Annotated in this window: 16 protein-coding genes; 1 reads left to right on the top strand and 15 read right to left on the bottom strand. The window is 38.2% G+C overall.

What is annotated here, in order from left to right; all coding sequences use genetic code 11:
* Nucleotides 1–133: 133 nt before the first annotated feature.
* Nucleotides 134–658, top strand: coding sequence for a hypothetical protein (locus tag MHB82_RS30885; RefSeq protein WP_341176917.1), 525 nt, complete (start codon nucleotides 134–136; stop codon nucleotides 656–658).
* Nucleotides 659–794: 136 nt separating this feature from the next.
* Here the strand turns inward: MHB82_RS30885 and MHB82_RS30880 are convergent, their stop codons facing one another.
* The 15 genes from MHB82_RS30880 to MHB82_RS30810 form a co-directional block, all read right to left on the bottom strand.
* The gene (locus MHB82_RS30880) at nucleotides 795–1,175 is read right to left on the bottom strand and encodes a helix-turn-helix transcriptional regulator (RefSeq protein WP_183524202.1); all 381 of its coding nucleotides are present in this window, start codon (nucleotides 1,173–1,175) and stop codon (nucleotides 795–797) included.
* A 1,076-nt stretch (nucleotides 1,176–2,251) separates the two neighbouring features.
* The gene (locus MHB82_RS30875; protein WP_341176916.1) at nucleotides 2,252–3,619 is read right to left on the bottom strand and encodes a hypothetical protein; all 1,368 of its coding nucleotides are present in this window, start codon (nucleotides 3,617–3,619) and stop codon (nucleotides 2,252–2,254) included.
* A 6-nt stretch (nucleotides 3,620–3,625) separates the two neighbouring features.
* A complete protein-coding gene (locus MHB82_RS30870; RefSeq protein ID WP_341176915.1) occupies nucleotides 3,626–5,323 on the bottom strand; it encodes a HEAT repeat domain-containing protein in 1,698 nt (565 codons plus the stop codon).
* A 13-nt stretch (nucleotides 5,324–5,336) separates the two neighbouring features.
* On the bottom strand, nucleotides 5,337–7,109 hold the full coding sequence (locus MHB82_RS30865) for an Hsp70 family protein (protein WP_341176914.1): 1,773 nt from the start codon (nucleotides 7,107–7,109) through the stop codon (nucleotides 5,337–5,339).
* Between the two features lies 1 nt (nucleotide 7,110).
* Nucleotides 7,111–8,565, bottom strand: a complete 1,455-nt coding sequence (locus tag MHB82_RS30860; protein WP_341176913.1) for a hypothetical protein — start codon at nucleotides 8,563–8,565, stop codon at nucleotides 7,111–7,113.
* Between the two features lie 14 nt (nucleotides 8,566–8,579).
* Nucleotides 8,580–11,024: an MBL fold metallo-hydrolase gene (locus MHB82_RS30855; protein ID WP_341176912.1), complete on the bottom strand. Its 2,445-nt coding sequence runs from the start codon at nucleotides 11,022–11,024 to the stop codon at nucleotides 8,580–8,582.
* 894 nt (nucleotides 11,025–11,918) lie between these two features.
* Complete coding sequence (locus tag MHB82_RS30850) at nucleotides 11,919–14,828, bottom strand: type I restriction endonuclease subunit R (RefSeq protein ID WP_341176911.1); 2,910 nt, start codon at nucleotides 14,826–14,828, stop codon at nucleotides 11,919–11,921.
* Between the two features lie 51 nt (nucleotides 14,829–14,879).
* Nucleotides 14,880–16,025 (bottom strand): restriction endonuclease subunit S, encoded by a 1,146-nt coding sequence (locus MHB82_RS30845; protein WP_341176910.1) that lies wholly within the window; start codon nucleotides 16,023–16,025, stop codon nucleotides 14,880–14,882.
* The gene (locus MHB82_RS30840) at nucleotides 16,018–17,517 is read right to left on the bottom strand and encodes a type I restriction-modification system subunit M (protein ID WP_341176909.1); all 1,500 of its coding nucleotides are present in this window, start codon (nucleotides 17,515–17,517) and stop codon (nucleotides 16,018–16,020) included. The genes MHB82_RS30845 and MHB82_RS30840 overlap by 8 nt, the downstream gene beginning before the upstream one ends.
* Nucleotides 17,510–19,924 carry an N-6 DNA methylase gene (locus MHB82_RS30835; protein ID WP_341176908.1) on the bottom strand — a complete coding sequence of 805 codons (2,415 nt, stop codon included), beginning with the start codon at nucleotides 19,922–19,924 and terminating at the stop codon, nucleotides 17,510–17,512. Before MHB82_RS30835 ends, MHB82_RS30840 begins: the two co-directional genes overlap by 8 nt.
* Nucleotides 19,925–20,045: 121 nt before the next feature.
* The gene (locus tag MHB82_RS30830; protein ID WP_341176907.1) at nucleotides 20,046–21,665 is read right to left on the bottom strand and encodes a restriction endonuclease subunit S; all 1,620 of its coding nucleotides are present in this window, start codon (nucleotides 21,663–21,665) and stop codon (nucleotides 20,046–20,048) included.
* 420 nt (nucleotides 21,666–22,085) lie between these two features.
* Nucleotides 22,086–22,385: a hypothetical protein gene (locus tag MHB82_RS30825; protein WP_341176906.1), complete on the bottom strand. Its 300-nt coding sequence runs from the start codon at nucleotides 22,383–22,385 to the stop codon at nucleotides 22,086–22,088.
* Nucleotides 22,385–22,939, bottom strand: coding sequence for a hypothetical protein (locus MHB82_RS30820; protein WP_341176905.1), 555 nt, complete (start codon nucleotides 22,937–22,939; stop codon nucleotides 22,385–22,387). The genes MHB82_RS30825 and MHB82_RS30820 overlap by 1 nt, the downstream gene beginning before the upstream one ends.
* Nucleotides 22,936–26,094, bottom strand: coding sequence for an ATP-binding protein (locus MHB82_RS30815; protein ID WP_341176904.1), 3,159 nt, complete (start codon nucleotides 26,092–26,094; stop codon nucleotides 22,936–22,938). Before MHB82_RS30815 ends, MHB82_RS30820 begins: the two co-directional genes overlap by 4 nt.
* A 181-nt stretch (nucleotides 26,095–26,275) precedes the next feature.
* Nucleotides 26,276–26,764, bottom strand: a complete 489-nt coding sequence (locus tag MHB82_RS30810) for a hypothetical protein (RefSeq protein WP_341176903.1) — start codon at nucleotides 26,762–26,764, stop codon at nucleotides 26,276–26,278.

The raw sequence follows: 26,764 nt of genomic DNA, 5'->3' as shown, positions 1-26,764 counted from the left end.
CATAATCGACCACATTTATGATTCGGCATTCACACATTTGGGCTGCTGACCATAATCTAACTAAGAATTGGGAGTAACTGTTGAAGGGAATCGTTGGATAAGGAGATAAATTGCTGAACGACCAATAAAGGTATTGATTCAGTACAATGTTGATTTTCGACTAAAACATCTGAAGAGAGGTATTAATATGCATTATTATCCTTATTGTTATAACTGCTATTTGAATAGTTTAGCTTTTCAAACGATGCACAGACAGCTTCCTATTCCAGGATTGTTCCCTACTGGTCAGCCACCGATGGTTCCTCCTGGTCAGTTTCCCGGTTATTATCCAACGCCTGTGACCCCAATGTACCCTGGCTCTAATCCAGGACAAATGCCTCAGCAATCAGCCGGCCAAGGAGCTGCACCAACGACACAGCCTCCATCATACATTCCTCAAAAGCCACCGCAAGCGTATGCCATTGATGCACCGAGTATGTTTGGTTGTATCTACAAGTGGACATATGTTTGGCTGAGTAATGGGAATCAAATGTGGTTCTTTCCTACCTTTATTGGACCAACATCCGTTGCAGGATACGTTTGGCCACCAGGATCACCTCTCCCATCTTATTTTGGAATAGATGCAAAACAAATTGATGCATTTAATTGTAACTTTTAATTTATTGGTAATCTAATTTTCCCTATAAATAACGAATCACACAAATAAGTCTGCCTCAACAAGGCAGACTTATTTGATTTCGTTGTTTTTGGTCAGGTAATACTAACTACTATTGTTTAGATACAGCCGATACCTTTTACTCGAATTTTTTCAACGTAGAGTCGAAAGCCTTATATACCCGCTGTGCTAGGGCGACGCGCTCTGGTAAGTCTCGCTGCAATTGTTTAAAGTATTCAATCCCGGATTCCGTAATCTCATAATAGCGGTAATAACGGTTATCACTATCCCAGTAACTATGAGCGTGACCTTTTTCAGCAAGCTTTTTAAGCCTTTGAGAAAGATAAGAGTCATTCACGCCGACACCCTTTAACGTCTTGGTGATCACCTGATCCAGTTCTTTGCCAAACCGTCGGCCAGACTGCAGTTCAGCGAGCACTAAAAAATCGATAACATGTTGAACCTTAACAACATAACCAAGGGAAGACAGCTTATCTACTTTAGGAACAGCTTCTCGCATAAGTAATTACCTCCAGAGTGATTGAAGTCATTTTTTTCGTGCCATTAGGTATATTTATTACTGCTAAAAATAAGCAACTTCGATAGGGGAGGGGATGTTAAACCCAAAACAAGCCCACCAGCCCCGCAAACAGCCACCAATCTCTACCCTTATTATACCACAAACGACGTGACCCCAACTTACGTGTTTACACGCTTATATCTTCCGTGCTCTGCATCATGCCCCTCTTCTTTCTTACCTCCCCTCACCTTTTCAACCCCATACGTTGTCTGGATCTAGAAAACCGCATTTAGTGACTTAGACGCATCATTAGTTACTAGATCCGTGTTTATTCTTTGGCTAGGTACGGATTTATAACAGGCGTGCAATTCTACTTCTATATACGGATCAAGTAGCAGTTTTGATTGAATGGGGGCGTGACCGGCTCGCGAAAACCGGTCACAATGGTAAGGGAATAGTTTGGTAAATAATGTAACTTAGTGCGTGTAATTTATATGGTTTGAGTTATCCGTGACTAGATATGTGGAAATAAATTAAAGGGATAGAAACTAAATAAAGGATATATTTGCTTCATGGGGATGGATGAACTGGGTGGAGTATCGATCGAGAGTGAAAGTTATGGTTTGTGAGTGGGAAGTAGCAGGTAGGTGGGTGTGAACGGGGCAAAGGAGCAGGTAGAGGGGCTTGAATACGTGCAAACACGTATAATTAAATCACGTTTTTTATGCTTTTTTCACGAAGTTAACTTGATTTATAATTAGTTTGTAATAAAGATATAGTGACCGATACTACTGTTCTATCTATTCACATAAGAGAATACTTGTACGTCTCAAATTCGGAACAGGTTACTCAAACGCTTGTCTCGTCGTAGTTCTTATCCGAGGTATCACTAATTTTAATCAGAAGATATACTTTCTAAATCTCGATGCTTGGGTTGTAATTACTATTCCAATTATATAAAAATAAAAATAGGGTTTGCTATTCCGCCACTTCTTTTTTAGTTCTAGTGGAAGAATAGCAAACCCTTGAGTGAGGGGCAGTAAAGAGTATGGCGTTCGAAATTTATTGCTCTTGTCTTAACTTGGTTGGTTATTGAAATTTACAAATTCAAACAAGTCATCGACTTCAACATGTTTGACATCATCATTCTCGCCTTCCAATACTGATGAGCTCTTCAAACCTTCTTTTTCATTAAGCTTTTGGGATAGATCATCGCGCTCAGAAATTATCAATTCATTTTCTATTCTAATTTTTTTAAGTACCAGCTCTAATTCAACCACTTCTTTTTGAAGAGCCTGATTCGCCAGAGAGCTTTCCTCAAATTGTCTAGACAACACTTCAACCTGATGACTGAGTTGATCTTGAACGAGCTGATTGGCTATGTGTTTTTGATTGAATTCTTTCTGGAGCTGGGCAGTAATCAAATTTTGCTGCTTCTCTTGATTCTTCTCATAGGTTACCAATTTACGCTTTAATGTATCATTGTCTGCTTGTAGCGCTTCTTTTTCTTTGCGTAATTCCCCCAAGGATTGAGACGTTTTGCCATGTTCTTTTAATTGATTATCGATTTTCTCTTGCAATATTACATTAGTTTTTTTGAGCTGACTAATTTCTGTAGTATACCCTATTGTTTGTTTATTCCAATTTTTCATTTGCTTCTTGTATTCTTCTATTTCTTTGTCTTTCTTTATCACTAAGTCATCAAAATTAGATAATTCCTCTAAATTTTCATAATAAGATACATCCATTCGCTTATATGAGGAATTCGCTTGATTCACTTTCTGTTTTAAGTCATGAAGTAAGTTCTCAAGCGAATTAACGATAGGAATGACATCCTCAAAATCATCATCTTTATCTCCACTTGTTAATGATTGGATTTCTGTTTCTACTGTGCTGTGTTCTTCTCTAGTAAGTGATATGTTTTCATTTGCAGCTGCTACTTCGTCCACTTCCTTCTCTTCATGACCATGACGGGAAACAAACTGATATATCGGATGAATATACTCTTTATATTGACCGTTTTTGTAAAAACGTAAGGTGTTAATTGCAAGACTTAGGTCTATCTCCTCTTTTTCACACATTTTAGGGAAACTTGCAAATACAGTCGCTTCTGGTGCATCCGATTGGGTCAATAAATTTTTAATTTCCCCTTCAGAATTATTCATAAATGTCGTAACTATCTTATTAAAGAACTCATAGTGATATTTCATATTGTTAGATAGTTCCACACGCAAATCCGCTATATTTACTTGTCCCTTAAGAACTTTGGTCTTGGTTAGTTTCAATGCTTTCAGTAAAGTCGGATTAGTAGCAATTATGACTTGCAATTCTTTGTCAGAAAACTGTTCGAGTAGTATGAAATCTAGATAATCATTACCTAACTCACCTATATTGTCTAGTGTTATATAGGCATACCGTTTTAATGGTCTCTTTCTTGTTGTCATCTCTGATTACCCCCTTAAAACAGATAGATGACCCGATGTTTTTTTCATCGAACTTATGATCTGTTCCAATTCTCTTACTACTCTCGGATTCGTTTCTTTATATTTCGCATCATACAAAAATTTTTGTGGTAATAATTCTTTTTTCTTATTCACATGTTTACCGATCAACTTATATATTTCGATACGTAATGAAGGAAGACTGGCAGTTTCTAAACGTTTTTCTAAGATAAGACCTAAACGTTGATCTAACACGTTTGACTTTTGAAGTCCCATTACAATGAGCACTGATTCTTCATCAGTATGTCTCAAGAGAGCCTCTCCAAGTTTGATTTGTTGAAATGCTTGCAACTTACCCATATGCTTTTGAATAGCATATTGCTCACTTTCCGTTCCTTTAACTAGCAAATTAATATATTCATGCATCGAATCTATGTCCCCAAGAATGACAAGACAATTTAAAGCATCTAAATATAAAGAAGAAGAACGGTCCTTTAAGTAATGGCGCACTTGGGCCTTTACTTGTTCGCTCCGATGACCTACAAAAGCAAGGGTAAGTAAGCATTCTTGCTTAATGTGAATACTATTGGATTCTTTTAATACTTCGATGATATAAGGCGATACTGCTTGGTCTCTAGTAAACCCTAACCCCTTAATCACTGCCCGTTGATTTTCCGGAAATTTTTCTAATGCATCTAATAGAATGTTGGTAGAGTGTGTCATACGCAAAGAACCTAACGTTTTACAAATAGAAACAAGGATTTTATCGTCTTTCGTTTCATATAACACTTCTCTCAACATAGGGATTGCATCTTCTTTAAACGCTTGTAAGGCTCTTGAGTAAATCGGTTGTAGTTGTTTCTTATCATTTTTAAGATATAAATCAAAAATGGTTCTCACAGATTGAGGTCCAAACTGAACAAACTGATGAGCCTGAATGATCGCATACTCAATCAAATCCGTTCGTCTTAGATCAATTTCACTTATTGTCTTCATGATTTTTTCAATCTTATCTTTCGGAGCAAGTTTAAATAAAGCATCTAAGGCATACTTAAAATATTCAGGATCTTCTAACCGGTGAATAATTCCATCAACAGCTTCTTTATCACGAATGGAACCCGCTGCAAGCAAGGCGAATTTTACATGTTGTTGAATATTAGCGTTTTCCAAGATCGCTTTGATGGTTCGTCGCCCCTTCAAACTGCGGTTCGTTAATCGATTCAGTAGTTGAATTATCATAGATATTCTTTTTTCATCAGAGAGATCAAACTTTCTACATTCTCTAAATAGAATAACTATTGCACGATCTCCAAAACGTTCAATCGTCTTAATTGATTGTCTCCATACATTCTCATCATTTTTATAGGACACCGTTTCTATAGCTTGTATAATTTCTTGATATTCCAATTCAGTTATATCTTCATCTAATGATTCAAATGAAATATCTACATAACCAATTCTTCCATAATAATCAACTTCAACTATGCTCTCACTTCCGTCTAGAGAAACAGAAGTGGAAAATAGGTCTAAATTAATTTCATCATTCTCTTGCTCCTCATCAATCTGTCTTAAAATTTCCTCTCTTAATGCTTGTTCTTCCTCTTCATTCATGACTTGTTTTTCATCTTGCGTTTGGTTTGGGTTATCTAACTTGAGCTGTTTTAACTTTTCCAAGGTATCGCCACTCATACGATCCAATATAGCCATAATTCACACTCCATTATTTAATTTTATTCAATGCTTTATGACGTTCTTGCAGTTCTTGAATTTCCTCTTTCGTAAACTCATGAGAACCAATATTTACATCAATCACTTCGGTTTCATCATTTTCAAGCCATGCTTTTACAGAAACTTCACGTTCCTCATTACAATAGATTTTGAGAACCAATTTCGAACCCGCTTGTACAGGTCTTCTAAAATCAATTTTTGCTGATTTCAATTTCCTAACATGTAATGATTTTGCATAGGGAGCAGAGAACAACTCTAACTTCATTCCTGTAACTTCTTTATGATTGTCTTGTCCGTTTACAATAAAAGAATCTTGTATAATCCGCTCAAATGGAAGTTTCGTACCTTTTTCTAGTAGAGTTACTGGATCTGAACCTATAACATCCACATAAATATTGCTCGGAACAGTGTTAACAATAATTCCACGATCTTGTTTTGGCGAATCTGCAACATAATTTTTGTTGCTTTTCAAGCTGATTTCATTGATGCGGTAATGATAAACGGCAGCACCACGGCTAACGGACGCCATCGGATTCACAGAGCGTATTGGTTTGATACGGCGATTAAATATTTCATAAATTCGTTCTTGAATCGTTGGATATAAGGTCATTCCACCCACCAGAAATACAGCATCAATATCGTCAATACTTAGTTTTCCAATAATACTGCTATCCAGCGCAGTTTTAATTGGTGATTCGATGTTCTTTGCATTCGTTTCATTGGCATACAACAACTTATTAATCATCATGTCGTATTCTTTTTTTGTGATTTTAAAAGTTGCAGCCAGTTCCTCAGGTAACTCGGATGTTACTGCCCCGTCAAAGGAAATGTTGTCGAATTTCCCTTTGACATCAAAGTAATCTTCTCCTTCAGTACGTAAGCGAGATTCAATCGTTGTAGAAAACTTCATTTTTGCTTTTTCTGCGATATCCAACAGATTTGCAAGTAACTGAGTAACCACTTCTTTTCCATATTTTGTTTGTATTTGCTTCGCATTCAAATTAGTCTGCTTAGCAAAAATTTTAAAGAGTTCTTTTACAATCTCATTATCAAAATCTACTCCGCCTAATTCGGTATATTGAGAAATGGATACTTCTTGTATATCTAGTTTTCCATTTGAATTATTTGAGACTTGAAGAATGGAAACATCGCACGTCCCCCCTCCAAGGTCAAAAACCATGAGATTCTTTTTACCTGTGTCAAACTTGATGCGTCTTTCCGAAGGATCAAGTTTTTCTTCATCATTCAAGAAGTCGATTAATGCAGCTGTTGGTTCCGGTATCATATGAATTTTATCTTCATCGAAACCGCTTAAGATTGCAGCTGTCTTGGTAGCTTTTTGTTGTTGGAAATCAAAGTTTGCTGGTATTGTAATCACAACACTATTTATGTTTTTATCACCATAGTAATCTCCTGCAGATGCCCGCAAAGTAGACAATACTGCTGAGGAAACCTCTTCTGGCCTTAATTTTTTTCCATTAATCGTCCATCCTTTGTCTGTACCTATGATTCGTTTGGCTTCCTTGAACACGGAGTTGGGGAAAAATCCATTCATATGTTTTGCATATCGACCAACATAAGGGGTGTCTGATGCATCTATATACAAGACAGAAGGCAGAATTTGGTCCGAAATAAGGGAAGTTCCTCGGTCATCCGTCTGTAGAACCTCCAGAGTCTTCGTTTCAATATCATTTCTTGTTGTTAAATGAGCTACGCTAATAGTTGAATTCGTTGTTCCTAGATCAATACCAATATATCGTGACATATTATTCCTCTCCTATTTCAGAAATTACTTCCATGACCAATGGTGGAATGACAACGATGTTATTCAACATCCACCCATACTTCACGATTTTAACGGTAATTTGGTTATTTTCCGATTGTATCGGAGCAGTTGTCTCGAAATGTTTTACTAAATCAGTCCGACTAACTTCAAATAATTCATTAACTTCTCGATTATAACTGTATTCCTCAAGTCCAATCGCTAAATTAAAATTTGAAAATAAGTTAATTAATCGACCTTTACTCACATTTGGATTGGAGGGTGTTATCCCTTTGCTTTCTTCGAATAGATCAGATAACAAATACTTACTTTTACTTCCTCCAATCGAATTAAGCAAATGAACCAGTGTTTTTTCCTCAGCTTGCTTCGCACGTATTCTTTCAAGTTCTAAGGCTTGAGTTAAACGTTCAATTTCTTCCTCTGCAATCTTCAATTTAGATTCTTGTTCCTTCTCGACTAAAGGATCAAAAGATTCCACCTTATCAATTTCATTAATTTCAAGTTTATGAAAAGATTCCACAAGATGTTCTATGGCTTCTTTCATATGAGACATCGCTGGATTTTTTGTTTCTCTCCCCATCTCTACTTTCACTTGAACGTTTGGATCAGACATAATCTCCAAGCGATTTTGACGGATCGCTGTAGAGTCATGTGAAAAGGTTGGATCTCCCAATTCCTCCTCCGCATTTAAAACGGATACGCTGATTGCATCATCTTTCTGATTAAGGTAATAAATGTGTTCTTCTAAAGCGGGAGATAAAGTCTTATTCTCTTGTCCCTCAGAAATTATTTCTTTTAACCCATCCGCAAAACAAAGACCACTTAAGCCGACAACTCTACGGTAGGCCTTCATTCGACCTGTTGTATTTTTAGATGAAGGAAAACCCATGGATCTCAAGTGTTTTTTTGAGGTCTCCCATTGTTCCCCCTTAAAAAACCACTTTGTAACTTCATCTACTGTTTCTACAACTTCACGCTCATGCTTAAATGGTAGGCAGCAAATAAAATACCGAATCAATAGCTCTGAAAACATTTTGGAGTTTGACTGAAAAATTTTGCTTCCGACAATGTCGCCACGACATATCGCTTCAAATGCTTTTCGTTTATTAGAAAACTTCATGTCCAATTGTTGAATAAGCTGACGACAAATCTCTACGGATAATGGAAGAGTTTGTTCTTGTCCGTTCCATTCTAATTGAATTAATGACGCTAAATATTCATCATCAACTACATCTGAGTGCTCGAGAAGACTTTTCTCACATAATACTTGTAATTTCCAATATAAATTATTTCGTTTTGCTGGCTCATCTAATCCAACTTCTCTAAGAGTTTCAATATCTTCCTCTGAAAAGTTAGCTTTAAATTGATCTAAAAACTGATTTTGAGAACTTCCATATTGTTTCAAACAAAAGTCAATAAGTTTCTCCTTATTATTCATAATTCCTCCTAGTATTAAAGTGTATAAGATGATCCATTAAAAGCAGGGATTATCTTCATATCACTTGATAAATGAGCTAGTAAATCTAGCAAAGTAGGGTAAATCACATGCCCACTTACCACAGTTTGATTACTTGTATATGACTTTTGATGTTCACCATGTACAAGAAACACCTGCTTAGGTTGTATATCCATGATCAACTTCAAGATTTGTTCACGACTGGCATGGGCTGATAGTCGGAATGTATCAACTTTTGCTTTTACCTTTTTTCTTTTTCCATTAATACTAATGCTAGCATCATCTGAACGACGATCCATCTCTAAGATATTATGACCCGGTGATTCCTCATCCATATACCCAGTAAAAGAAATTGCATGATGTGGTTGATCTATCATCTTCTCTGCATATAAAGATGATGCACTTTGATCTGTAAGCATACCTGAACTTGCTATGATACAATTTCCACCCTTAGCAAGGTAATCTTCATAAAAATCATCAAAAGTAGTGCTGCTACTTCCATGTGCTGAATACACATGTTTACCTACAATAACTTCTTTACCTAATAATGTACTTTTTTTCTCCTGCAGCTCATACATATCTTCGTAGATTTGACATACCTCTACCACTCGCCCATCAATATAGATGTCAAACGGCAAAAACTCATTATCATTAAAGGCTTCCCGTATAATCATGAGTATCTCTTGACTACGGCCCACAGCGAAAGCGGGAATCAACAAGTTCCCACCATTATTAAGGGTTTGCGAGAGTGAATCGATAAACAGTTTCTCTTGTTTAGCTCGATCAATACTGGCATTAGTCGGCAGAAATCCATACGTGGATTCAGTGATTAATATATCCACTTGTATATCTTTGGGTAGTTTCAAACCTTCTACAGTTTTTTGATCATCTATCGAATAATCACCTGTAAATAATACTGTCACACCATCGATTTCAAGATGAATCGCACAGGCTCCTAAAATATGACCCGAATGATAATACGTAACTTTCCAGGCTGAATCTTTTGAGGGAATAATGAACGTTTCTTCTTCTTGAACTGTATTCATTTCGATCAATGCAATCCGAACATCCTCTTCATCAAATCCTTGGAGATCTTTGTTATGTCCTACCGAATCTAGTAATAGTACTTTCATTAATCGTCTAGTTGCTTCCGTAGCATACATCTTTAGTTGCTTATTCTGCTTATATACATAAGGAACAGCCCCAGTATGATCCAGATGAGCGTGTGTAATTAATAGAGCATCTAAGTCATCAAAGGTAATCCCCTGTTCGAGCATAGGCGTATAATCTGGATGATAATATTCTTCTTTTAAATGCATCCCTGCATCTAATAAAATCGAATGTCCTTTTATAGTAACCAGAATGGACATCCCGCCTATTTTTTCCCCACCACCTAAAAAAGTGATTTGGGTATCAGGTGATGCAGAAGATTTTACTGCCTTCTTCGTCTTTGACATTTTCCAATAAGCAGAAATCGCCTCAGCCTTGTCAGAATGATATTTGAATAACGATTCAACATGTTGTTGCCAATGTCCTCGGTCCGTCTGTTCAAGATATGTACTATACAGGATCCCTGTAAGCAAGTCATGAGGATAAGCGTTGTAGTCATCCTTGATCCCAATCAGCCAACCATCCTTCTTTTGTAGGCGATGGATTAACCTTAAGCACATTCTTCGTTTATGATCTAAAAAATCATCATCAAATACTTGACTATTTAACTCGTCCACAACGGATCTACTTAATTTACTCTGCATTAAATCGTAATAAAAAGTGACAATTAATTTGAGATTGTCTGAAATATGAGCTAAACAATCTATAAAATCAGATCGTTTCACCCATTCCCCCACTTCATCAAGCACAATAGTCCAATATGCAATAGAATCCCACTCTTGCATTTTCGAAAGTTCAAGATACATCAACTTACGCAAGTGAAATCGTGCCTGATTAAGATTTTGATTACCAACCTCCATTTTCACCATCAATAGGTAATGGTGAATATATAAGTTTACCTCACTAGGATTCTCAAAAAAAAGGCGGTCAATCTTATTGGAGAGCTTTACTGATAAAGCATATGCCTTATATTGCTCACCTGCTAAATAATAGAACTGTGCTATGCGATGTTTCTCTGAAATAAAGTGTTCCATACCTTCTTGTAAAAGCAACTTGTCTAAATCATCTATCTTACCTTCTTGCTGAAATGAAAATAAATAAAAAGGCAGAAAATATTGAAGTGATCCCTTCCTCTCAATTCCTAAATTTGCTAATTCATAGGAGATTGAATAATTTTGAATAGAAGCATAAAAGGCAGTCATACGCTCTATCATTTCTATTGAAATCTTTTCTTGTTGATATAAGGCATCGTAGTATTCCTTTGCTTTATCCTGGTATCCTCGGTTGTCATAGAACAATGCTTCTTCATAAATAACTTCTAATGTGTCCATGCTTCGTTTTATCACCTACCTTAATTGGGGAAATCAGCATCTCAGATACCTTATTATACAACAAATTACTACAATCCTTTCTCATTTTTTATACCATTCCTAAGAATGACGTTGTATAACAAACGCCTTAAATATCCATTCATTAAAGAAACAAATTGTTCCACATTAGACCATAAAGATAGAATATTAACTCTTTAAGATACGAGGTTGTCTGGAGAATGTACGTTCCCCCTTGTTGGTGAATCTATTTTATAGTTTAGGTTTTACCACACGTGGCCAGCGTTCACTGCTTGTTGTTAAACGTGTCTAGGCCAACTGCAAGTCGATACACCAATTGCTTAATTTTTTTAGTCTGCATTAGATTTTAATTTTGTCTGTATCGGATTATGACATTCAAACAAGATACAATAGATATCCTTTGAGCCATTTATAAAATGATCTGGTTTTCGTCTCTTAAGGTCTGTATGAGAGGTCGATTGATGGCTTTCCCTAAAACCCGTAACAGACTAACAGCTGTTATGAGTTTACTAAGGATACTTGCAGCAACTATATGTAATGTAATCTATTGAATCCTATACCTCCATCTGAAAAGGTTTTGTCTATAACGCACCTTAATGTCATCCATACTCTTCTTACGTGAACTGTGCATTCAGCTTTAGGATTTTAACAGAGAGGATTTCTTATATCTTTCGACCATTTAGGATTTGTGCTGTAAATATACCCCAGTCTAAACTTAACGAAAACGAACTGATGTTATGCATTTTTGACAACGCCTACGATAAGAACAAAGACGTGACGGAACCGTTCGTTCGCAACGATCAGGGATTCCTGTACACGTCTCTGCAAACCACAATATACTACATACTACCTCGGGTTGTAGGTAGATATCTCCACTTAGTAATATTGCTCAATGTACTGATAGGCTTTATCAAAGACTTCTTTGTCCTTAATTTTGTATTTGACCCAAACTACACTCCTAAGAGCTTTTTTTACTTCCTGTTTTCCTGCAGTTGTCCCTTGCCAACCATCGAAACGGATAATCTTAACGATATCATCTATATCGTTAACAATTCGTTCAACAATAATTGGTGTCTTTGAATTCCTCACTCCATTGAATAACTCTGTCAATGCTGCCTTACCTTTGTCTACTTCTTCCTCAGGCACTACCTCTTTTTCAGCTTCCGCAGCTTCACGCGCTAGTTCTAATAATAGTTTGAGAAACTCAATACTGGTTACCAACCCTTGTTCGTGTTTTTCACGGAGATTTTCAAGTTTTTCTCCTAACTTAACGAATTTGATATCCTTATTGTTTTTTCGGATTTTCGCGACTAAATCAATTTCAACTTTAATCGTTGTCTTTCTAGGATCTTTTTGTCTTTCAATGAATTCGTCGATTAAATCTGCATCCATTGTAAGAATTTCCATATCATCATGTACTTCTCCCACTAGCAGATTCTCATGGACCATTTCCATTGTCTTTGCCCCGAGGGAAGCCCAAATCAATCCTCCTCTTCCATCAGTAGGTTTTACCGATTCGAATACTCTTGTTAACCATTGGAAATCGTATTTCATTGTATTCAGAAACGGATCTGGAGATAGTGCATCCCATGCTCTATTGAGCACTTTGTAATCGGCCCCGAATTCGTCTTTAATTTTATTGTTAGGCAAACATTCTTGTGCAGCAATCAAACCTTCCCAACCATCAATCGTACGGTCTACACCCATGAAATAACTCAAGCACTTACGCATTAGTGCAGGAATCTGTTTTTTGACCTCTTCAATATTTGAAATGACTTTTTTCATGCTCGATTCATCAAAGTCCAAAGCTGAAGCTACATTATCAAAAATACCTATGTAGTCAACTATCAAACCGTGTGTCTTACCTTCATTGTAGGTTCTATTAGTTCGACAAATGGCTTGCAGCAAGTTATGATCTTTCATTGGCTTATCCAGGTACATAGCTTGTAATATAGGTGCATCAAAACCAGTAAGAAGCTTTGACGTTACTATAACAAGTTTCAGTGGATCATTAGGTTCTCTAAATTTATCTAATATCTTTCCTTCTGCGTCTCTATCACGTCTATACGCTTTATATTTATCTTCCTTGTCATTGTTGGTGTCCATAACGATTGTAGTTGCATCAGGGCCTAACAATTTATCAAGTTCTTCTTTATACATAAGACAGCACTGTCTGTCATAGCACACAACTTGACCCTTGTATCCATTCGGTTCAATTTTATCTTGGTAGTGTTTAGCTATATGTTCGCATACCTTTCGAATACGCTTGCGGTCATACATAATAGCTTTCATATTGACTCTTCGTGATAACTCTGCCCTATCTTCTTTTGATAAATTCGCTGTTAATACTTCAAACTCAGCATCAAGCTTCTCTCTATCAACATGCAAATCAACTGGTACCGGTTCAAAATTCAAAGGTAGTGTTGCATTGTCACGGATTGAGTCCGAAAAGGAATATTTGCTCATATATCCACTCTTGTCCTCAATTGCACCGAATGTATTAAACGTATTTTTGTCAATACGATTAATTGGTGTACCTGTAAGACCAAAGAAAAACGCATTCGGAAGAGCAAGACGCATCTTACTACCAAGATCACCTTCCTGAGTCCTATGAGCTTCATCAACCATAAGAATAATATTGTCTCTAGGATTAAGTTCATTTATTACATCTCCAAACCTAAAGATGGTTGTAATTGCAATCTTTCTTTGGTCCCCTAAAAAGAAGGATTCTAATTCATCCTTTGAGCCAAGACCGACAAGATTTGGGATATCCGATGCGTTGAATGTTGCAGTTATCTGTGTTTCTAGGTCAATTCGGTCGTCAACAATAACTACTGTTGGATTGTTTAATTCAGGGATCATTCTAAGTTTCTGTGCTGCAAAAACCATTAGCAATGATTTACCAGAACCCTGGAAATGCCATATGAGGCCTTGTTTGGGGTAACCTGTCTTTACCCTTTCCACGATAAGATTCGCACCCTCAAATTGTTGATAACGACATATGACTTTATATTTACGATATTTTTTATCTGTCGCAAATACTGTAAAGAACTGAAAAATGTCCATGACCTTTTCAGGAGTAATCATATCTTCAACACTGATCTTTACATCCGCAAGACTTCCTTCATTTTTATGGTTCGGAGTATGCCATGGACCCCACATTCCAATTGGCATGCAAACCGAACCATATCTATAACATTTGCCTTCTGTAGCAAAATTAAATATGTTTGCTACAAACATGCCTGGTATACTCTTTTCATAAGCCGCTATGTCTCCAGCAGCATCTAACCAGGTTATAGAATTACGGACAGGAGTTTTCAGTTCACCAATCGCAACTGGAAATCCATTAATCAGAAGAACAATATCTAGCCTTTTACCATTTTCTTTTTGTGAATATACCCATTGGTTTGTAACAACATATTCGTTCAGTGCTAAGTCTTCTTTGGTCATCGTTCCAAAAAATCGAATAGGAATCATGCGTCCATCCTTGCCGAATGGGTAGGAATTCTCTTCAAAAATCATCTTCTTGAATTGTTCATTCTGAGTTACTAGATTGTGCGGCTGAACAGTCAATATTAACGTACGCAGTTTATAGATAACTTCATCAGCGCGAGCTGGTTCTTCAGCAATTTCTGGATTAAGTCGTATGAGTGCCTCCTTAACCATAGATTCAACCAGGACATCAGAGTAACTACGTGGCAATTCTTCGGAAGATACATACCTCCACCCATTGCTGTTAAGCGTTGTTATTACCATTTGTTCAATTGTATTATCTTCGTTAAACATCAAGTGTCACCCCTATCTTCAACAAAATTAAGAAAATGCAAACAAATCAGTCTATCCAAGGTTTTCCAAGATAATTCTTTTGCAGATTGCATCCAGTTTTGCAAGAGCATGTTCTAGTTCTAATTTTGATTTATCAGCCTGTTTGTATATCTCAGCAAGGCGATCTTGTGTTGCAATCGTTGGACAGGGGATAGGGAGTTTTCGGACATCTCCAATGTTAATGCCTTTTACGGCAACCCCTCTAATCAACTCCTGCACTATTTGTTGCAATATTGGCGTTTCTAAAACCCCTCGTATAAAAACCCTGTTATACTCAGGTTTTATTGAGAGCCTCGCCGTATCTTGAGTAATGTTTGCACCTTCAAGTGTTTCGGGGACTTCAGCCAATCGTCCTACCGTCCCTCTGATGGAGATTAGCAAATCTCCCGAGATCAGCTTAGAACGCTTGTAATTCGCATCTATCTCAGGCGAGGTTAGCAATAAGTCCATTTCGTTAATGTAGCCTTTTGGGAAGTCTTTGACTTTCACGACTGGCACACCACCAGCAAAGCCTGTTCCAGGTTTTAAAATCCCATACGTTATCGGGCGGTCTAGCTGAATCAAGTCGTTCAAAGGCTTTTGACGTCCTTCATTGTAACACCGCTCTACTTCCTCGTTAAATTGAGATTTCACCAACTCATCCGTCTTCTTTAACATTGTCTGATATGCTTTTTTTGTAGCGTCTATTGACCACAGTAACTTCGCCAACTCACGTTGTTTTTCGAAATCAGGTAGTTCAAATTCGAACTCAGCAAGGTCTGAAAATAGCACATATGGATTTGTTGATCCTTTTGACTTCATAATAGACCATTGAGTAAAGCTATCTGAGAGCATTACAAAGGGCAATAATTCTTGAAGAAACTTTGATTTATCTCTGGTTTCTAGTACAAAAGTCGTATTGGCTGTGACACCATCAAAATCAGTTACAGCGACCTTCTTGAGATACGTTCTCCTAGAACCGTATAATACCTGTCCTTCTTTAAATTCTCTAATAAATGCTGGCCCCACATCGTCAGTAGCAAATTTCCCTTTTCGGTGTATCTTTAAATCCTCTGTATCCATGTGATTACCTGCGACATAGAACTCGTAAGGGTTATTATTTCGGTCAACAGTGTTCTTAATGTCCTTAACTACATCACCAAATTTGACTTTACTCATCACCTTCGACCTCATTTATAAGCATATTGTTTAATTTCATGTAACGAAGTTTCATAATTTCAGAGGCTGTTCTCCAATCTTCATATCGCTCCTGTAGCAATCTTTCATCCACATCGTTCGCTTGACCAGGATGCTTAACATACAGCGGAATACTTAGCGAGAAGCTATTATCTTCTATGTCTTGAATTGTAACAACTCGTGCGAAATCTCCGTCTGTTTCATACCCTTCGTAAGCTTTAGTTATTTTCAAGATGTGCCTCTCCTCCAAGAAGCTCTGTGCACTTTTACGGTCAAATTCCTTGATTGCATTGATAAAAAGAATTTTACCACGCCGTTCCGTCCTCTTATTCATACGACAAATGACGATACAAGCTTCCATTGTAGAGTTATAGAATAGATTTGGTCCTAGTCCTATAATGCATTCAAGCATGTCATTGCGAACAAGGTTTTCACGCATCGCGCGCTCTTCATTTCTAAATAGCACTCCGTGCGGGAACAGAATTGCACAGCGACCGGTTTTCTCATTAAGACTCTTAATAATATGCTGTAAGAAAGCATAATCAGCACGCCCTTGTGGCGGTACCCCAAGAAAATTCCGACCGTATTTATCGCTAGCAAATGCTTCGCGATCCCACTGTGTAATAGAGTAGGGAGGATTGGCTAGGATTAAATCAAATTGTGTCAGCCGACCTTTATTAATAAAAGCCGGTGCCTTTAATGTATCACCATTGACGATTTCAAAGTCTTTCACACCATGAAGAAAAAGATTCATTTTGCCAATTGCGGATGTAAGTGCGTTAATCTCTTGACCAAAGACCGAAACATTACGCCATTCTTTTTTCTGCTCCTTCAAGTATGCAATCGATGAAATCAACATCCCTGCACTGCCACATGTGGGATCATATATCGTTTCGCCGGACTCGGGTTTTAGCATTTCCGTCATCAAGTGTACCACCGTACGGTTCGTATAAAATTCCTGTGCGGTGTGGCCGCTGTCATCAGCAAACTTTTTTATCAGATACTCATATCCCTGCCCGAGTTCGTCCTCTGGACAGTTCTTAATAGAGAGTGTTTTTGTGCTGAAATGTTCGATTAATTCTTTCAATAACCGATCAGGGAGACGATTTTTATTTGTCCAGGCACCATCGCCAAAGACGCCTTGCAGTTTGTCAGAGTTTGCATTTTCGATTTTTCGGAAAGCATTTACAATTGCAACACCAACATTCTCTGAAACTGCTCGAACATCACGCCAGTGAGCGCCTCCCGGCACGATGAAACGGTGATTTTCTTCCCACTCTAGAGCTTCTTCATCTCCACCGTATTCTTCAAGAATTTGTTCGCATTCCTCGTCATAGACATCACTGATACGCTTGAAAAACAACAGTGGGAATATATACTGCTTATAAGCTCCAGCATCGATATTTGTCCTTAATAGAACAGCAGAATTCCAAAGGTAGGACTGTAATTCTTCAACTGTGATACGCTTACTCATTGACATAGCCTCCTTTCAGGAGAAGTTTCATCATTTTATCTTCGGATTTAACCATCTCATCAAAAGCATCATAGTACTTTTTGCGAACCTCAACTGGCGACACAGTCTCTTTTTTTTTCTTTTCAACATAATTGTTGACTGCCAGTGTATAGTCCTTACCTCGAATATCATCTATATTGACGATCTTCACGTGTTCGATTACATCCTCGTAGTTAGTGTAGTAATTAAACACATTCTGGATGTCATCATCAGTCATAATGTTCTGTGCACGCTGAGGAGTATAAAGGTTTGAAGCATCAATCATGCATATTCGACCTTTATTTGGTTTGTTATTATTCAGAAGGAGGATACAAGCCGAAACACCTGTTGAATAAAAAACACCGCCAACTAATGTAATAACACATTCCAATATGTCAGATTCGACGAGCAGTTTTCGAATCTCGCCTTCTTTACCACCACGGAACAGTACACCTTGAGAAAGCACAACTGCACATCGCCCGGTATTTGGATTCATGGATTTAACCATGTGCTGTAACCAAGCGAAGTCACCATTAGAATCCGTAGGGCATCCCCATATATTGCGACCGTAGATGTCAGAACTAAACTGCTGTGCCCCCCAGTTCTTTAAAGAAAATGGAGGATTCGCAATGACACAATCGAAGGTCTTCATCTTACCGTCTTGTAAGTAATTTGGTGACCGCAGCGTATCTCCTTGAGTAACTTTAAATTCTTTTGCACCATGAAGAAAAAGATTCATTCTAGCAATGGCCGAAGTTGCAAGGTTCTTTTCTTGACCGTAGATACGGCCATAAGTAAGTTTATCACCCTTCATAAAACTGATAGCTTCAATGAGCATACCACCAGTTCCAGCTGCAGGATCATATACAGATTCACCAATTTGTGGTGCCAGGAGCATAACCAGAAGCTTTACAATTGAGCGCGGGGTATAAAATTCGCCTGCATTCTTCTTTGACAAGTCCGCGAATTTCTTAATTAAGAACTCATAGCTATCGCCCATAACATCAGCAGAATAGTTACCATTTCCGACCTTGATTTTTGACATATGTTCAACAAGATCTTTCAATCGTTCATCCGAAAGCTTTGTTTTATCTGTCCAGTTTGCATCGTCAAAGCTGCTAAATACGCCATTAAGCGTATCAGGGTTGGCACGTTCTATTCCATTCATTGCTTTGACTATTGCTACACCGACGTTCTCACTAACTTCGCGAACGTCCTGCCAATGGCACCCATCAGGAATAATGAAACGATGGTTTTCTGGAAAACTAGCAAATTCCTCATCACCGCCAGATTCTTCTAACGCAGCTTGCGTTTCTTCGTCATACACATCTGATAATCGTTTAAAAAAGAGAATTGGCGTTACATAGCTTTTATACTCATCCTGATTTATTGGACCACGTAATATATTGCAGGCTTCAAAAAGATGAGAAAAGAGTTTTTGACTTGTTGTTTCTTCAAGCTCTGAAGTACTATGTTTAAGTACTTCATCAGCAACATTCATTGCAGATCGGATCATTTCTTCTCTACCTCCAGTTTTTATCTTAGCTCTGGCAGACTTTTCTTTAATGCTGACACTCCATGAAGATTGTATCTTTTCGACCTTTCCGGGATAAACGTTTTCGAATTCAAGTAGTATCTTTAGAAGCGGCTCATCAAGAAAAGTCATTGCATGCTTTCTGAAATGTGTCGGCACTCCGTAATAGGCTTCTGCCACACTTCCAGTAATTGCAGCTAACGTATCACTATCTCCACCAATAGAGACAGCATTTCGGATTGCGTCTTCAAAATTTGAAGACTCGAAGAATGCAACAAGTGCTTGCGGAACTGTTTCTTGGCAAGTCTCGTTAGATTGATACGTTTCCCTGATTCCATCAAGCGAGAAATCCATGGGATAGTAGTGCTTATCAATGTAATCGCGAATTTCCAGGATGTTTTTTCCACTACGAGCAAGAAAGACTGCAACCGCAATAGCCTCAGCGCCCTTTATCCCCTCCGGGTGGTTATGTGTTACGGCTGTTACCATGTGCGCAAGCAATTTAGTTTCTTCTATGGAATTGGCTACAAACCCACAGGCGCTAACTCTCATTGCTGCTCCGTTACCAAAACTATTGTATGGTTTAGGAGAATCACTGTACATCCATTTAAAGAAGCTCCCTCCGTACCCGCAATTCGGATAGGACCTTCCAATACCTTGCATAGATTTAACCGCTTGATCACTCAATTCTTTATAATCATGTTTACAGTTCATAAGTGCTTCACATATAGCTAGTGACATCACCGAGTTATCAGTAAAAAAACACTTATATATCAAAAAATCAAACTCTTTCGAACGATGATTATCCGATTCAAATCTAGAACCGACAATATCGCCAATTATAGCTCCGATCATGTAGTTATCTCCTCTGGTGCCGTGCTTACACTTTTTAGAATACTAGTATCAGCATACAATTATCTTTATGAACTCTAACTTTAACTCATCCACCTTACCGCAGTCATCAAAGTTAAACATTTTATAGTTTCACCTTTATAATAGTATTTTGAAGACGATCCATTACTTCATTCCATCTATTTTCTGCAAGACGAATGCTTTCTACATACCTGGAACGTTCCTGTTCATATTCTTCTGCAATCATTTTTTGTTCTTCAAGCCTAAGCAACGGTATTTCTAACGTTTTCAAGTCTTTATAGCTTGTATTGATGACGATGGTTCCTTGCTGCTTTCCTGCTAAGACTTTGCTCCCCATCGGACTATCTAAGAAAACTTTTAAATACGTACCTAAAAGCAATTGTTCATTTGGTCTTATAACAATAATGTTTGATGACGCGATGCAAGGGTACTTCTGTTCTTGAAAAACGGCTATTCTAATCACTGTTCCCCGTGCTGGCAACAATAAATCCCCGTCTTTAAGTAAGTAATTCGCTACTTTACGTTCTTCCTCTTCAATATGATCAAGACCCTCGTAATCAATGTCATAATCATTTAGATTCGATATATTTACGACTCCAATGCTACCATTAGCATTTTTTTTGTTGATCGCTTTTCCGCGGAAAACTTCGGAAATATTTCCCAATTCCTCTTTCTTAATGTTTGAGTTCTGATAACGTTGCCAATCCTCATCCACCATTGCAAAGATATGACCGACATTCCAATAACCCATTTCTACCAACTCTTCCAACATAACAAACGTATCATCAATGAGAACCAGTTCGTTGATTCCATTCTTTTTGATGTTGCTTGTAGTAGCATCATACCTTTTAATTATTACATCTTCTGTTCTGCCAGTTGTGATTGTAAACATAAAGGTCTTAATAGCGGTAGATGGAAATATCCCAGTTGGTAGCTCAGCTATTTCTTCTAGTTTATACATGCTTTGTATAAAATCTCTTAAGTCTTTAATCGAGCCCGCAGCAAATGTTATCCTAGCTGGAAGAACAATAACTAATACACCCGAACTATTCAAATGTAAGAGCAAGTTCTCTACAGCGATCATTTCATATTCCCTACAAATGAATTCTCCATTATCTTCTCCGCGTTCTCTTGCCCCAAAAACCGGTACCGCCAGAATTAAATCAAACTTTTTCGCGGAAAACTCATAATCATAAATGCTAGTCTGTTCGACAATCACATTCATATGACCTTTAAACATTTCATCGAGAATAACTTTACTCACACTATTCATGGTAGTTATAAAAAAATCGCAATCATCATGTTGGGTAACTAACCCCGTAAGGTGAGGTACAAATTTTTCAGCTTCAGGAATTAATACCGTCTTAATGTTTGGATTGAAGTATTTTTCAAATTCGTCAACTAGCACTTTCGGTATGTAAAACATCTCTTTATGATCTGCTGATGCAAGAGACATTTCCCAATCAATATCTTCATCATCCATAGCCATAAGAGCACCAAAAAACGCCTTTGTATTTGGGTATGGATTTTCTATATCGTAACTATTAGATATTGAGACCATCATCTCATAAGCTTTCTGCTCAGTAATCCTTTTTGAATTTGATAACGCCTCTTTTGTTTTTTTCAAAAGAAACAATGCACCAGGCAACTCTGACTGAGCGGTAAATCCCCTCAATGCATTATAACGATTCCAAATTTGGTCCATCCGCTTGTTGTTACGCATTTTTATATTCCCCCCTTACAAAACCGCGTACTGATATGCATAAAATATAGCACGCTGGATCTTATAGAGTCAATCAATATTTAGTTTTGGTATTTTCATACCAAAACTAAATATATGAAGTATAAATAAATTATAACGGTGAAAGTACGTAATTCCCCCGTGGCGGATCATTGAGCAGCGGAATATTGATATAAGAGTACTCGCTAGTGCAATTTAACTAACTTTAAATCATTATGGTTGATCCAGTATGACTAGATGGGGCAATCTTCACGAGCTACCAGCAAAGCAATGATACCATATACTAAAGTGATGGTATCATTGCTTTGCTTTAGAGTGTAAAATATGCTCAACCTAATGCTCATTGCAATCAGGTTGAGCGTATTCTGAAACAGTAATAGCTCGTTAATACAGACTCTTTGATTATTTTCTAATTGAGCTCAACCCGCGATTAAGTATTTCTAATGAGATCTCTGATGGAGTTATTGCTTTCGTCCAGTTAGTATAATACGAGTCTAATAAATCTTTACCTTCCTCAGTTACCATCTCAGAAGTTAGCGAGAATTCTTGGTCGACCCCCAGTTCAAAAATTTCTAGTCCTTCTTCAGAGAGTAATTTTTGCTGATTGAGCCAGTCCATGATCGCTTGAAGGTGTTCTAAACCAGTCGGTGAATCACTTTCCAAATGCCACGAAGCTTTATCATAAACAACTATTTTCCCCATTATGCTCGCCTCCACACTTCTGTTTTCACTTCATCATTATATCGATACAATTCATGCGTCTCAGGATGTCTAATCCATTCCCCGCCTTGTTCGCGAATTCGATCTTCTTTCGCTAATTGGGCGTCTTTCGGCGCTGTTTCTGAGGTTACTTCAATAGATTGTACGACTTCCCCATCTTTTAGAACAACAAAATCTACTCTACGAGCTTCTCCAGTCTCTAAATCCTTCACAATCCGTCCGTCACTGTCTCTCAAATATTGTTCTGCAGTAACTTCATAGCCTTCTTCAACTGGATACTGATGAGTTAGTTCTTCTAAAACAGCTGCTTCTCGCTGGTCACCCTGTTCGCGGTTAATATCGATTTGAGTTTTCTCCCGAACGTCTTCTGGTTCAGATTGGACTTCTTGGATTTGTTTGTAAATAGGGCGGTCAGCTTGTTCGAAATTGACTACTTTTTCATTATTTAATTCTCTAGCGAACTCTGGTACATCTAATGTTGCCTTTCCGACCTCAGATGAGGAAGTTTCTTGAACAGCCTTTGCAATTTCAATCATCCGATATACGCCCTCTCTACTTGTTCCTCTACCCAGTGAAAATATAATGCTTCAAATTCTTTATTCGCCTTTGCCATGTCATGCAGTATACACTGGATAATTGCTTGTTCGTACTCAATCCCCACTGAAGATCCTGTTTTGCGTAATGCAGAAGTAAAGCGTTGCTCCCATTCTGTTAGACGTTCACTGCCGGCAGCATAACGAATGAATTTTTTGCCGTTCAGTAAGTTATTAACTAAACGAGACAACTTTGGAAAACTGTCTTGATTCCATAATTCTACGGAGTCATTAACTATCTCTGCATCGATCTGTTTTAAAATATATTGTCGATCTTCTTCTCGAATTCTTTCCGATCCATGTACAAGCTTTTTAAGTTCTTCTAGATCACTTTTCTCAAACGCTTTCCGTTGAGATTGTGGTACTCGTTCTGAAAGCATCCACTGGAGTAGGATAGATATGTTTCCCGTTGGCGATTCTTCCGTGTTCAAGTTGGGCTTATATTCCAACGGTGAAAAATCTTTAAAAGCATTGATCTGGCAAAGTACCGGCTCTAACCAGTTGTTTTGGTATATCACAGCGACCCCCGTTTTTAATTTAGGGAGTTCCAGCATTTGATTTTCGTTCAAACTGGCTGCTCGTCCGATATCAAATCTGTCATTACCTTCCGGGAGACGTAGAATTATCTTTGTATTCGTGTTCCGTATAACAGAGACGTCTAGAAGTGAAGGTGATTGATCAGCAATGATGAACCCTTCTCCGTAGGTCCGCATCTCTGATATCGCATTAGCAAGCATTTCAACCGCTTTCCCCTGGAGGTTACTGCCTTCTGCACTTTGTTCAAAAGAAGTCCTACGAAGCAGATGGTGAGCTTCCTCAAGCACAGTTACATGTTGAAGCGTTGCGTTAGCACCTTTTGCACTCACGAGTCGATGCTCTTGCAGTCGGATAAACAAAATACCCATTAATAAGGACTTCGTTTCCATTGAACCGATCCGACTGAGGTCAATAATGCAGTTTTCATCGAACAGTACACGGTTGTCTATCTCGTCCTCACCAATCAGTCTACCGATAAGACCGTTTGTAAGAGATTTTATACGTGTTACAAGCGCGCCTATATAGTTACTTTTAAGTTCTTCTGAAAACCCAGATTCAGAGATAACTATCGGGAGTATTCGTAGCAGATCCTTAAAAGTAGGATAGCGTTTCACTTCTTCATATGATTCAGATATATCAAGATCCCATCCAGCGTATTCATAGGACCGTTCAATAGCATCCTTTAATATCGCTGGCATTGCTGCATACATTGGCCAGCAAGCATTAAAGATTTCTACTAAACGATCAATATGTTCAAGGACATGGATGCCTTCTGGAAAACGGAAGGGATTAATACGAAGAAGTTCGGTATAGCTCGGATTCGTGCCAAACACCTTAACTCGCCGTCTTCCACCAAAGACACTCTTGTACTCCCCTTTTGCTGGTTCGATAACAAGGAAAGGAATATTCTTCTTATATAATTCATCCAAAATGCTGTAAACCGTATTTGATTTTCCGGATCCTGTGGATCCCGTTACAAACGTATGCATGGTCAGGCTGTTCAAATCCAGCTGTACGTTCTCATTTTCTCTACGTCCCATGTGGAAAATGTCACCGACATTGATCCTCTCATTGGATCGGCCATCATATGTCATTACACTGCGCCCGAATCCGGCAGTCTCTACAACGGTTAACCCATTCAATGATTTGCGAGGCAAACCCATTTGTATAGCCAGTTCTCTACCACTGATCAGCGAGCCCGCTGAAACATGTGGCACGTCCAGATTGCTGTTTTCGCTAAGATCAAATAGAGGATGGCTAAGCTTTTGAAGGTACTGACTCACTGTATTCAGTTGTTCAGGGTGTTCATTATCCCACATGTGGATATAAGATGTTTCTATCGCTGAGTTATCACCACGCATAATAGCTTTAAACGTGCTAGCTGCAACTTGTGAAGTCTGAACATCAGGTGAGATAAAATAAGCAGAGCAATTCCACAGTCCAAAATCTTCAGATGACTGCAAACGTTCTAACTGGGCATCGATTGATTTTAAAAGCTGCGTTACCTTTTTGTTTTCAAACGATATTTGTAGCGAACGAGAATTTCCCGTTTGTAACATGTTCGATGAACCTTCTTGCCTCGAGTGGGTTTCAGCTCGTCCATTGGTGTTGGACTCACCAGTACTACTCGAAGAACTAGATGATTTCGAACTACTTTCCGATTTGCTTCTTCCTCTAGAGACTCCTCCTGTTAGTAGGACAATTGATGCACCGAAGTTGGAGCTCTTGGATGTGGAAGATGATCGACTTTCAGTTTCACTCGTACTTTGAGTATGGCTTTGTGTCTGTGTTACACTTTGGCTCACAGCTTCGGAAAAGCCATGTGTAACTGTATCTGTTACGGCCAGACTTTCATTTGCTGCAAAGTTAAGATCGCATGCAGCAAAAGGCATTAGTTGAGCATATAACGTCTCATAACCGTTCTTGATGTGTTCGATTTGAGATTGAGAAACTGAATCAGCGATAAGGATAGCCGAAAAAATTTCACTCTTCATGGATTCCATGAATTTTTCCATCCCTTGAACGAAACGTTCATTTTCTCGTTCTCTTAAAGATGGGATTCCCGATACAGCGGAGATGACACGTTCACTTCCGGTTACTCCGGAAGTGAACAGGTTCTGGATCAAGCCCTCAATCGCATGATTATTCAAGTTTGCAATTTCGCTCCCTGGAAAATGACTTTGAAAACTTTTCTCTAGAGCTCCTTTGGCCACTTGTATGTTCCCCATAGTTCGTGTACCTAGGTAAAGATCCGTTTTTTTACCATCAGAATCCATAATCATAATTAATGAATCTGCTGTACTCCCTAGTGCGTTATAAACGCTAGATAATTTATCTATAACATTTTCATACCTATCGAACGTTAGCTTGTTCATTTTTAGAAGACGAATGTGGTTTCTAGTTGCTATCTCTTTAATCCGATCAGGCACAGGTACAACTTTGGCGTCGCTAAGTTTATCCAAGTATTTTTTATATACGAAATCTTCTGAGAGCTTAATAGAACGCTCCAAATCTTCAAAATCGCGTCCATCTAGCTCAGTCATCTCAGTAGGATTACTCATTATGATCACGCTCCCGATTGTTAAAGGTCTTGGTTAGAGTTTTTGTTACGTTGTTCTCGGTAAGCTGCGGCACTGCTATTAGAGTTCGTTTTATTTCTATCATAATTTGAAATCGAGGCATACTGTTTTGGTTTAGGTTTAATTAACTGTTTCACTTCTTTTAGATTGTTCTTAAGCTGACTCATTTTGCTCCTTTTGCTATGAGCAATGCTAATATTGCTAGTCCCCCTATTCCCGCTGCTATCAGCCATATTTTGTTGGACTTTCCCCCTATAGGTTCTGTAGGTATCTGTGAATGTAAATGAGACGATACAGGAGCAACGGATGGCTGCAACCTCGTTTCTGTAGTTGCTGCCCCTCTTTGGGGACGAACGACCTTACCTACTTCAATAATAAATTCAAAACGTTCCCTCGAAAAATTACTACGTAGGTCGCTTTTGAGTAACCCGAGGTAATCGGTAGTCCATGACGCACGATCACCTATCAAATTTTCCCCATCATGTTCTTCCCATAGATTGGTTAAAGTCATTTCTGCATAGTTAACCGCGTCCATCACTTCGTTACCAGAATTACTTGGATTCTTGGATAGATAAGTGCTTAAAGCAACTCTTGCCTTTTCAACATGACCCTCTCTTACTGCATCTGCTAATGGACCTTGATATATGTGCAA

Origin of the sequence: Paenibacillus sp. FSL K6-2862 (genome assembly GCF_038005125.1) — a bacterium.
GTDB classification, from domain to species: Bacteria; Bacillota; Bacilli; order Paenibacillales; family Paenibacillaceae; genus Paenibacillus; species Paenibacillus illinoisensis_A.
The sequence above is the reverse complement of the archived record's forward strand: the minus strand, read 5'-3'. Positions and strand labels throughout refer to the sequence as shown.